This is a genomic window from Okeania sp. SIO2B9 (genome assembly GCF_010672505.1).
Classification (GTDB): domain Bacteria; phylum Cyanobacteriota; class Cyanobacteriia; order Cyanobacteriales; family Microcoleaceae; genus Okeania; species Okeania hirsuta.
This window is the reverse complement of sequence record NZ_JAAHGK010000072.1, coordinates 1-11348: the sequence shown is the minus strand read 5'-3', so window position 1 is coordinate 11348 and position 11348 is coordinate 1. Positions and strand designations below refer to the sequence as shown.

The 11348-nt window shown below is 40.0% G+C and carries 7 protein-coding genes; 3 read left to right on the top strand and 4 right to left on the bottom strand.

Annotated elements, in window-relative coordinates; translation table 11 throughout:
* Positions 1–422 precede the first annotated feature (422 nt).
* From F6K13_RS04745 to F6K13_RS04735, 3 genes are all read left to right on the top strand, one after another.
* Positions 423–1127 (top strand): DUF928 domain-containing protein, encoded by a 705-nt coding sequence (locus F6K13_RS04745; protein ID WP_124144154.1) that lies wholly within the window; start codon positions 423–425, stop codon positions 1125–1127.
* Between the two features lie 233 nt (positions 1128–1360).
* A complete protein-coding gene (locus F6K13_RS04740; RefSeq protein WP_124144153.1) occupies positions 1361–1651 on the top strand; it encodes a glutaredoxin family protein in 291 nt (96 codons plus the stop codon).
* 262 nt (positions 1652–1913) lie between these two features.
* On the top strand, positions 1914–3413 hold the full coding sequence (locus tag F6K13_RS04735; protein WP_124144152.1) for a UDP-N-acetylmuramoyl-L-alanyl-D-glutamate--2,6-diaminopimelate ligase: 1500 nt from the start codon (positions 1914–1916) through the stop codon (positions 3411–3413).
* Positions 3414–3778: 365 nt separating this feature from the next.
* On the opposite strand, the gene F6K13_RS04730 is transcribed toward F6K13_RS04735, so the two are convergent.
* From F6K13_RS04730 to F6K13_RS04715, 4 genes are all read right to left on the bottom strand, one after another.
* Positions 3779–4021 carry a UPF0175 family protein gene (locus F6K13_RS04730; protein ID WP_124144151.1) on the bottom strand — a complete coding sequence of 81 codons (243 nt, stop codon included), beginning with the start codon at positions 4019–4021 and terminating at the stop codon, positions 3779–3781.
* A gap of 20 nt (positions 4022–4041) precedes the next feature.
* The gene (locus F6K13_RS04725; RefSeq protein WP_287286925.1) at positions 4042–8115 is read right to left on the bottom strand and encodes a HEAT repeat domain-containing protein; all 4074 of its coding nucleotides are present in this window, start codon (positions 8113–8115) and stop codon (positions 4042–4044) included.
* A gap of 349 nt (positions 8116–8464) precedes the next feature.
* Positions 8465–9520 (bottom strand): glucokinase, encoded by a 1056-nt coding sequence (locus F6K13_RS04720; protein WP_287286923.1) that lies wholly within the window; start codon positions 9518–9520, stop codon positions 8465–8467.
* 1002 nt (positions 9521–10522) lie between these two features.
* Positions 10523–10939, bottom strand: a complete 417-nt coding sequence (locus tag F6K13_RS04715; RefSeq protein ID WP_124144148.1) for a hypothetical protein — start codon at positions 10937–10939, stop codon at positions 10523–10525.
* Positions 10940–11348 lie beyond the last annotated feature (409 nt).

The window sequence follows — 11348 nt, the reverse complement described above, 5'->3', positions numbered from 1 at the left end:
TGGTTACAGGAAAGTTAGCCTATAATATTGTAGTAAAGCTTAAGATACCTTTTAATAGATGGTAATTCATGTATTGAAAATCATCAAATTTATTTAAACCCATTAATTGGTAGAATGTAATGATAGTCTTAACATTTTTTAACTATTGAAATAATATGAATTTATGAAAATCATTTGTATTGAGAAAAGGGAAATAGTATAGTTAACTATAGCAACCCTATTTTATTCGTGTCAAAAATCTTACTGCTTTTTAGGGAACACTTAACTGGGAACACTTAACTGGCAAGAGTTTCATCTTTTTTATTTACTTTTTGATTTGTCACGACCTATTTAGGATTGCTATAACTATGTTTGATATAATTTCTGTTCAACTAAGAATAAATACTCATAAAAATTGTAATTAAATTATATTAACGAGAATTATGATCAATCAAAAATTAAACCTGGTGTTATTTTTCTTAGCATTAACAATAACAACGCCTTTACATTTACCAAGAGTAATAGCAGAAACTACTCAAGTACAAAATAATTCTAATGAGAATTGGGAAAAAGCTTTTGAAGATTTCTTTAATCAATCAGATGAAGACCCACCAGTAAAACAGAAGGAGGGTACTTCTAGAGGTGGCCTATGTTTAGTTTCTCCTGGTCTAATAGAGGTAGAAGGAAAAATTTGGAATACTCGCCCTATATTTATTTGGCAAGGACCATTAAACACAATTGAGATTCATCCCTCTAATAACAAGGAGGTTTTGTGGACTTTTGACATTCAAGAAAATGAAGAAATAGTTGATTATACTGGGGAAGAATTAGAACCTGGTAATACTTATCGTTGGAGAATATTTGATAGTACAGGTTCTATTGCTGGTATGCAACAAAGAACTTTTAGCATTATGGATGTAGAAGAACATGAAGCTATTACTCAAGATTTAGCCAAACTCGATCTAGATTTAAACAAACAAGGAGCTACAGAAGAAGCGATCGCTCTTGCTAGAGTTAAATTTTTTGCTGAACGTAATTTATGGTCTGACGCTTTATCAGAAGTATTTAAAGTTAAGAAACCTTCTATAGAATTACAAACTTTTCGTAGCAATATTTTGCAGCGTCTCTGTGAAGGGGAGCAAAATTAAATCCATTGAAGAAGGAGGAAGGAAGAAGGAAGAAGGAAGAAGGAAGAGGGAAGAAGCAAGAATCTTGTGTTGTCTGAGTTTAAAGCTTCACTCCCCTACTCCCCCACTCCCTTACTCCCTCACTCCCTCACTCCCCCACTCCCTGACTCCCCCACTCCCCTACTCCCCTACTCCCAACTATATAATAAGTATTCAAGCAGATTTGATATAAACCAAAGAATTTAATTTAAACCATGAACCTAATTTTATACAGTAAACCAGGTTGCCATCTTTGCGAAGGACTCCAAGAAAAACTCGAAGAAATACTGAAAGACCCTGAAAACCCCTGTAAATTCTACCTAGAGATTAGAGACATTACCACCCGGGATGATTGGTTTGCGGCTTATCAATATGAAGTACCCGTGCTTTCCGTCTGTGAAGCGGATACCACAACTGAACAATTCATACCACGTCCCTCTCCCAGAATATCAGTGAGAAAATTGCAGCAAATGTTACAAAAATATTTTTCAACAATTAATAATTAATAATTAATAATTAATTATTACCTCTTCTTTTCAAGGAGAGGATTTACTAAAAGGAAAATTTTTTCTTCTCTTGGTCGATTGGATATAGCGAGGATGCCTTGCCATCCCACCCTACGGGAAGCTGCGCTAACGACCGCTTTTTTCTCCTTTAAATGAGAGGCTTTAAACCTTAATTATTCGGTAAACTTGTAGTAAGGATAACCAAAAAATCCTGCTGGTAAAAAGCTCTAAATCTTAGCAAAAAACGATAGGAGTTCCTAACATGAAATTGAGAGAATTATTAGCAAAAGTTCCCAGTATTTCCCTTGCCAATAATCATCCTGCATTAGAGACAGAAATCAAAGGTTTAGCCACAAATTCCCATGCTTGTCAGACAGGAGATTTATTCTTAGGAATGCCAGGTACTCGTGTCGATGGAGGAGAATTTTGGGAAAGCGCGATCGCAAATGGTGCAGTAGCAGCTCTAGTCTCTCAACAAGCAGCTCAAAAACACCAACCAAAAAATGAATGTGTTATCCCAGTTGCTGACATGACTCAAACTTGTCCAGAAGTTGCTACAGCATTCTATGACTATCCAGGGCAAAAAATGAAGATGGTAGGTATTACTGGCACCAACGGCAAAACAACCACCACCCACTTAGTAGAATTTCTCCTCAATAACGCTCAATTACCAACTGCTTTATTCGGCACTCTCTACTCTCGTTGGCCTGGTTTTGAGGAAACAGCAGCTTACACCACACCTTTTCCAGTGGAATTGCAAAAACAACTGGCGCAAGCAGTAGCAGCAGGTAGCAAATATGGAGTTATGGAAGTTAGTTCCCACTCTCTACATCAAAAGCGAGTTTGGGGTTGTAGTTTTGAGATGGCAGTATTTACCAATTTGACTCAAGACCATCTCGACTATCACAAAGATATGGATGATTACTTTGAGGCAAAAGCGTTGTTGTTTAGCTCAGACTATCTCAAGGGTCGCGCTATAGTTAACGCTGACGACCCCTACGGTAAAAAGTTAATCGCTAGAATGAAACCGGAACAAGTTTGGAGCTATAGCACGAGCAACACTTCCGCCGATTTTTGGGCTTCAGACTTGGAATATCAACCCACCGGAGTTAAAGGAATTCTGCATACTCCCCAAGGTGAAATTCCTTTTAGTTTGCCACTGGTAGGACAGTATAATTTATCTAATATGTTGGCAGCAGTGGGAACAGCTTTACATTTGGGTCTAGATTTGGCGATGGTGGTTGCTCACTTATCAGAATTTCCTGGGGTTCCTGGTCGGATGGAAAAGGTGCAGGTTAGTAATGAGCAAGATGTCAGCGTCATAGTTGACTATGCTCATACTCCCGATAGTTTAGAGAATTTATTAAAGGCAGCACGACCTTTTATTCCCGGTCGGATGATTTGTGTATTTGGTTGTGGAGGCGATCGCGACCGTACTAAGAGGCCAAAAATGGGTAAAATAGCTGCCGAATTATCAGATTTAGCTGTAGTGACATCTGACAACCCCCGCACTGAAGACCCAGAAAAAATATTACAGGATATTTTAGAGGGAATATCTCCAGAAATTAAGCCTTTAGTAATAGGCGATCGCTCCCAAGCTATTCGTACTGCCATTATGGAAGCAAAACCTGGAGATGGGGTATTAATAGCAGGAAAAGGTCACGAAGATTATCAAATTTTGGGAACAGAGAAAATCCATTTTGATGACCGGGAGCAAGCAAGAGATGCTTTGAAAGATAAGTATGGTTTAAGTCAAAAGTAAAGTAGACCTGGGTTGGGTTTTGCGCTTCGCTTAGAGGTTGTCTGAGAAGTTTTATTTGCTACATCAAAGCCCCCTAAATCCCCCAATGCGAGGGGGACTTTTAGAAGCACATTGACTCTTGTTCCCCCCAGAATTGGGGGGCTAGGGGGGCAAAATTTGGTTCTGGTCCACGCCCCCTAAATCCCCCTCGCATTGGGGGACTTTGACCAGCTAATGAATTCTTGTTCCCCCCAGAATTGGGGGGCTAGGGGGGCAAAATTTGGTTCTGGTCTACGCCCCCTAAATCCCCCTCGCATTGGGGGACTTTGACCAGCTAATGAATTTTTATTCCCCCCAGAATTGGGGGGTTAGGGGGGCAAAATTCATCACCAGCCTTCTGTTTGTAAGGTTTTGAGGTCTTCCTGAAATTCGGCTACGTCGTAATGGACACAAATTCCACGATCGCTAATTAATTTCTGAAATTGCATTCGGTGTATTCCCAATAATTCACTGGTTTTACCTAAGCTGATTTTTTCTTGTTGAAAAAGCATAATCACAATTTCTACTAATACTTCATCTTCTGACAAGCCACTTGCTTGTACAATTTGATCTGATATTAATAAACTCATTTTATCCGGACATGATTTTACTAGCTTCGTTTTGAGCCAATATCACCAATATTTATCTCTCCAATAGTGCCAGAAAAGTCAATTTTATCGCCCATATTAATATCGCGTCCAGCAGTATTAATATCTCGCCCCGCTCGAATATTCTCCTGAACTTCTGACTGAATCTCTTCCCACCCACCATCCGGTAAACCTTTACCCCCACACAATAACGCTACCGGAAAATCATCTATTTGGGAAAAGTCAAATATAGGGGTTTGTTTTCCCCCTAATTTTTCAGCACTTTCAGGAACAGTTTTTCCCACATAATTCATTAAATTGGAAACCGTGACAAATTTATCTCCTGGTTTATTACCTCCACCGTTTAATGCTTCCAAAAAATGTTGTGTGTAGATGCTCATTTCTTCTTGATAATAAGATTGTTCTTCTCCTGTGGATGAGGTGAAAACTGCTCGCCCTGTTCCTGTTCTTAAGTCTGCTATTAAGTTTTTCGGGAGGGCGGTTTGACTGAAGTTTTCCGGTAATTCTAGTTCCTCTGTTTCTTTAGCAGTTGCCATTCCTTGGGCGTGACAACTATCTATTATTACTAAGAGTTTTTGGGCGGATATTTGCTGGAGAGCGTTGTTAAATTCTGTTGCTGGTAATGCAGTTTTTTGTGGTTTTACCGGACTGGTGTCGTGGGGAATTAAATAATAGTTTTGGGTTGATTTATCTAGCCAACCATGACCGGAATAATAGACTAATATTGTAGCTTCTGGGTCGTTTTTTGCTTGTTGTTGGAGCCAGTTTAAATTGTCTAAAATGTTTTGTTTTGTTGCTTGTTCATTGCAGAGGAAGCGGAGATAATTTTCATTGTTTATGTAACCACATAATTCGGGGTTTGTGAGGAATGATTTGATGGCTTGAACGTCTTTGACTGTGGTGGGAAGTGACCATTTGGGGTATTCGCAGTCGCCGACTCCTATTAGTAGGGCGTAGTTGTGAGAAAGTGTGTTAGACATGGGTATTTTGGGGATTGGTTTGTAGTATTGAAGGCGTTGTTGGATACTGTAAATAATTTCAATAATTTTATCTAGACTTGCTTTAAAAAGGCTATCACTCTGTAGTTTTTTATTCAACTCAATGATTGTACTTTCAGAGCCAAGATAATCCAGAGCATCTGCTGCACTATCACGCACATGATCATCTGAGCTTTTTAGGAGTTGAATTAACCCAGGAATTACAGAAGGTGAGTCGATATCCATCAAAGTATCTACTACTCTATAGTAAACATCTGGATCGGTATCTTCATCTTCTAAAACTTCAATTAACATAGGAATCATTACTTGATTTAACTTTGTAATAGCTGCTTCTGAAACTATTTTTGTTGAAGCATCGGCCACATCTAATATTACATCTATGTCATATTTGTTTAAGATTAAGATTTTAATTAAAACTTCAATTGCCAATTCTGAGCCAATTTTACTCAAATCATTTATGACACCCGATATTATATCTATGTATTCTATCTCTTCTGGATATTCAATGTCTTCTGGGTGTTCTAGAGGTTTAATTGGCCCATGAATAGCAATTTCCGAGTCAATCAATTCAGCCAGAGCATCTGCTATGCTAGAAGAGAAAATTGAACTGAAGCATTTGTATTTTAAGAATATAATTAAGCTCCGAATAGCACTTTTAGGATCAATTTCATCTTGAGAATATATGCAACTCATCTTATAATCATCATAGTCGTAGTCTCTGTATTCTGAATGTTTAATAGACTTAGAATTAACACTTTTTGAGCCAATTATTTCTATAAGTTTTGCTACAGTTTCACGCAAGTCTGGGTCTGAATTTTCTAAGAGTTTATTCAATTCAACAATCACAGTTTTTGACCCTATTTTACTCAGAGTATTTGCTACAGTTTTACGCACACCAGAGTCTGAGTTTTTTAAGAGTTTAATTAGCTCTGGAATTGCTGTTTCCGAACCAATTTCACCCAGAGCATCTGCTGCACTATCACGCACACCAGAGTCCGAGTTTTTTAAGAGTTTAATTAACTCCGTAATTGCAGTTTCGGAAGCAATTTCACCCAGAGCATCTGCTGCACTATCACGCACACCAGAGTCTGAGTTTTCTAAGAGTTTAATTAACTCCGTAATTGCAGTTTCTGAGCCAATTTTACCCAGAGTATTTGCTGCACTCTCACGCACACTATAGTCTGAGTTTTCTAAGAGTTTAATTAGCTCTGGAATTGCTGTTTCCGAACCAATTTCACCCAGAGCTTTTTCTGCACTATAACGCACAAGATAGTCTGAGTCTTCTAGTAGTTTAATTAATCCCGGAACAGCAGTTTTCGAGCGGATTTCACCCAGAGCATCTGCTGCACCTCGACGCACATATTTGTCTAAGTCTTCCAATAATTTAACCAACCCCGGAACAGCAGCAACCGACTTCGTTAACCCTGCCAACTCAACTTTGACCAACACAGGCAACTCCAACCGCTCAACCTCCACAAACGCCTGCTCCTGAAACCTCCTTTGCACCTCACCCACCAACCTCGCCCCCAAAAACCAATCTATCTCCAACGCCAACCTTACTACCCGCACCACCAACCCCTCATCCTCCACCAACGCCAACATCAACGCCACTACTTCCGTCCACTTCAAATAATTCAAATAATCCCACTGCAACTCATAGTCACTCAAACCAGACAACAGCGACAACAACCTTTCCGCCACATAATACTCCTGCAACAACTGATGGCGAAATGAAATCTGACCATCATCTCCCACCTGAATCAAATGATGCTCCAATAAATCCTCCAACCAACGCATCGCACAGTCAGTCGGAGCTACCACCTCCCCTCGCAAAAACTCCGTCAACACCTCCTCAGCTTTTGGGCGAGAAATAGCAACCATAATCTCAGTTTTCGACTCCCCATTCGTCATCACCCACGCCAACTCCTGCAATAACCTATCCCACCAAAGTCTTGAACTTTCATCAACCGGAACATCCTGCTTGAGGCGACCACTATAAGTCTGAGTAAAACTCCGAAACACCAACCCCAGATTAGCAGGTATTACTTTATTATAACCAAACACCGAACACAACATCAACAAAAACATCGGAGTTTCCCCCAACTCCCGCAACCTCCCCTGCAACTGCTGCCATAATTTTTCACCATCAAAAGGCAAATAAGCACAGACAAACTCCTGCATTTGAGATTCCGTCATAGGTAGCATTTCCAACCTTTTCTCAATCCCCAAATCTCCCCCCAGACTCAAATCTCGCGTCGTAAACACCATCGCAGTTTTGGGGTAGTCTTGCCGAAAAATTCTTAAGAGTTGTCGTGCCGCTTCCGATGCCATCTCGTTAAACCCATCGAAGAGCAGCAAAAATTCACCTTGACGGAGCAAAGTTTCTAGAGTTGCTGTATCTATATTTATGGTGGGGTGGTGTTTGTGGATAAATGCTTGAATTCTGGAAAGTACAGAAGATTGACTATAGCGGAGTTCGATGAGGATGGGAATTTTGGGTCGATCCCCCCCAACCCCCCTTAGAAAGGGGGGAGTTTTTCCTGTTTCCTCTCTTCCCAAAGGAGTTTCTTTTGTTTCTCCTTCATCCTTCCTTTGAAAGGCAGGAGTTTCTCTTGTTTCCCCTGTTCCCAAAGGAGTTTCTCTTGTTTCCCCCCTTGAGAAGGGGGGACTAAGGGGGGATCTCAATTTTTCTGCTTCCTCCAACAGCGGAGTTTCTCTTATTTCCGTGCTTCCCAAGGGAAGACCAATAGAGGATCTTAATTTCTCCGCTTCCTCCAACAATAATCTGGCCAAAGCAGTTGATTTTCCCGACCCCGGCCGCCCCACCAACAAAACATGATTTGGAGCATATTTGCGCAAACCGTCCAAAACCGTCAACCGTTCAATTTTCTCTTTTGGACGTTCCCTCTGTTTTTCTTCCGCAACAGTTTGTACCATCAAACCCAAATCCAACAGTGGGGAAATATTTTGAGGTTGCTGAAGAGACTTTTTTCCTCTCACATCCGTCAGAGTATAAACTTCCCACCATTTGGCATATTCCCGACAAATTGATTCTAGATAGGGTCTCCAATTAATCATAAGTCAAAAGTTAAAAGTGAGAAATTTTAAATTAAAAGTTAGAATTTAGGAGATTCAGTAGTATTTTAAGTCAAAAGTCAACAGTTGCATCAGTTTCGCTAAGGTGATCGGTAGTAACGGTACGGAAAGAAAGGCAGGAGACAGGAGGGAAGAAAAGGCGCTTACGAGAAAAAGTTTTTGCATCACTAATTATCCGGACATAATATTAATCAGGGTTTTAATAATTCTCACAGCACCTCAAATGGTCTAATCGTAATTTTTTGTACCAAAACTACCGAACTCCCAATTACTTCAATATTTAATCTCCCCTACTCCCCCACTCCCCCACTCCCCTACTTAGTATCATTGCCTATAAATTAGAAGCACGAATCGCCGCACCAATTAATCCCACTTTAGGGTTTAACACAATATGAACGGGTACTTTTTCTAACAATACTCTCATTCGCCCCTTATGGTTAAAAGCTTCCATAAAAGTACCTGACTTCATCAGTGGCAGGATTTTAGCAGCGATACCACCTGCTATATATAGACCACCATAAGGTAAAAGTTTCAATGCTAAATTACCTGCTTCCGCTCCATAAGCTCCCACAAACAGCTCTAAAGTTTTATCGCACAAACGATCGCTCTTTTCCAATGCAGCTTTCCCAATAACTGCACCAGGATCTACTGTAATTTCACTTGAGCCAATTTCTGTTTCCCACTTTCTTAGTACTTCCGCTATTTCAGGAGATTCAGCAGCAGATTTGCGATCGCGTAAAAATTGATAAATTGACACAATTCCCATGCCTGAAACCACCCTTTCTACGGACACTCGGTCTATATTATGCTTTGCTAACAAATATTTTAATAGATCAAATTCTAACTCAGAGCGTGGTGCAAAATCTGTATGACCCCCCTCTGTGGCGTAAACCCTGACTGCTCCTCCTCCTCGAATTAAAAAGCATTCTCCTAATCCCGTACCTGCACCAATTACAGCTATTGGAGTATCACCTTGAGGTTCGCCAGTTTGTAAAGTCTCCAAATCATTGTCAGTTAAACCCAAAATTCCATAACCTACTGCTTCAAAATCGTTGATCAGGCTAACTTGGGATACCCCTAATCCACTTTCTAACAATTTAGCATCCAGCATCCAAGGTAGGTTAGTTAATTTAACAGTATTATTGATGACCGGACCAGCGATCGCAAAACACGCTTTTTCTGGTTGGAATTGCTCACCCAATTTCTCATTTGCTTCTGCCAAAAATTTTTGTACTATAGGTACTAAATCTGGAAAATCGTGACTAGAGTAACGATTCTCATAAAGGCTCTTAAATTCCACAGTCCCCTTGGATTCTTCTCGTTTAGCTTCCACCAATTGTAGTATTGTTTTAGTACCGCCAATGTCTCCAGCTAATAGCAATGTCATAAACTATATTCTCCTGAACAACTGTTTAGTTTTTATTATCATATCTTGTTGAGTTATAGTTATATCATGTCCGGTTGAACAGTTATAAATAAACGACGGAGGAGTCAGGAGTCAACCCACCCCTCGCCCCTCCCCCTCCTGGGATGGGAACTCAGGAGTCAGGAGGGAACAAAGGAGAAGAGAAAGAGAAAGTTTTTTGATCACTAATTATCCGGACATGATATAGCAATGTGCGCTGGCATATTTACAAATTACAGGAACTGTCCAATAGACATCTCCTCCAAAAGAGGGAGTAGGCAGCTTTGCTGTAGGCAGTAGGGAACCCACCCCTCGCCCCTCCCCCTCCCAGGAGGAGAAATAATTGATATATCTAGTGTGAGAATTGATTTGATTTTTGATTTTTACCAGATGTCTAATAGCTAAAAGTCTTATCTTATCAGCTTTTTATTCCCCCTTCCGGAGCTGTTGCTTATTACCAGTTGCCTGCGCACAGCGCTATATTAGTTGCTGATGTAATATAATATAGCAATTCCCATACTTGTGAGGTACAAAATTCCTTGGTTTTAGGGAGTAGGGAGTAGTAATTCTGGTTCTGTAGGAATCGATAAAGAAGAAAAACAACTGTACCTTATTAGCTTGGGAAACGCTATATTGGGTTAAATAATTAGGGTTTGCTTATGGAAAGTCTTTTGCTAGGGGTAGGAGTCAGTCCTCAGGAGTCAGGATAAATGGAAATTATACCAATTCCCATGTATTATTGCTATACTTGGGCAATACTTCAGTTGTCAACCGATCGGTACAAGCAAAACCACTTTTTTGCTAATTTTAGGCTTTGTTGCATGAAAGTAGCGATTCGCTCCGCGATCCGTTCCGGAATCGCAAAAAACTCCCTTAGTTGGAAGTTAACTAGATTTCTACTTTGTAGCTCTGGAGCTTACCCTAAACACCATCTTTTGTGCAACAAAGCCAATCAGCAACGCCAAAAATATCACTCCTTTGTTTTTAGACATCCCAATCATTACCAACCTTTTCCATCAGGCGGTTTAATATTACATATCCTTGTGGGTTGACAACAGTCAGGCGGATGATTGACGGGTCTTTAGGTCGGTGAGCAATAATATATTTGTGACTTCCATTTCTAAAGGTATAAGTATAGCGTTGGTTATTCCCTGTAATTGAGGCATTTTTCAAAGTTAGAGAAGCGCCAGTTTTTCGAGATTGAGCTTCATAGGTATAGTTTCCGAACTCATCTAATTTCAGCCAAACAACCCAATTTTCGCTATTATCCATGAAAGCTCCAGTTGGACGGACAAAGTCGGTAGGCATTGCAGAAGCACTATGAGAATTTAAGGTAATATCTGCGACCGCAGGAGTAGATAAACCAATAACAGATGCCAGAGCAATAGCTTTGATATTCATATTTTTCTCTTTCTTTATTTGTTTGAGTGGTGTATTTTCTTTCCTAATTAATTCTTCCAACTCAAAATTTTGTTTCCGTATTGATCACGCTATAAAAGCACCAGAATTAAATTTGGCACACAGAAACCAGCATTCAATAGACTTATTTTTTAGATATCGGTAGACAAATTAGAAATTGTCACCTTATATTATGTAGGGCTTGGTGATTAATTCTCAAAGTATTGATAAATATAAGGTATTAGCCTTTTTGGGGTTCAAAAAAGTGCCAGCTTTTCGGTGCCTGTGAGCTGCAAAAAGCTAGTATTTTGGGCTGACTATGGTAGAAAAATCCCAAATTGATAATTCTTACTCCTACCTCCTCGCTCATTCCTATTTCTTCTGTCTCCTGTCTTCCCCTCCTGGGAGGGGA

What these genes read in the sequence shown, in the direction of transcription:
- F6K13_RS04720 (WP_287286923.1), bottom strand. Translation starts at nt 9,520, where the DNA reads ATGACATTGCTATTAGCTGGAGACATTGGCGGTACTAAAACAATACTA.
- F6K13_RS04740 (WP_124144153.1), top strand. Translation starts at nt 1,361, where the DNA reads ATGAACCTAATTTTATACAGTAAACCAGGTTGCCATCTTTGCGAAGGA.
- F6K13_RS04725 (WP_287286925.1), bottom strand. Translation starts at nt 8,115, where the DNA reads ATGATTAATTGGAGACCCTATCTAGAATCAATTTGTCGGGAATATGCC.
- F6K13_RS04730 (WP_124144151.1), bottom strand. Translation starts at nt 4,021, where the DNA reads ATGAGTTTATTAATATCAGATCAAATTGTACAAGCAAGTGGCTTGTCA.
- F6K13_RS04745 (WP_124144154.1), top strand. Translation starts at nt 423, where the DNA reads ATGATCAATCAAAAATTAAACCTGGTGTTATTTTTCTTAGCATTAACA.
- F6K13_RS04735 (WP_124144152.1), top strand. Translation starts at nt 1,914, where the DNA reads ATGAAATTGAGAGAATTATTAGCAAAAGTTCCCAGTATTTCCCTTGCC.
- F6K13_RS04715 (WP_124144148.1), bottom strand. Translation starts at nt 10,939, where the DNA reads ATGAATATCAAAGCTATTGCTCTGGCATCTGTTATTGGTTTATCTACT.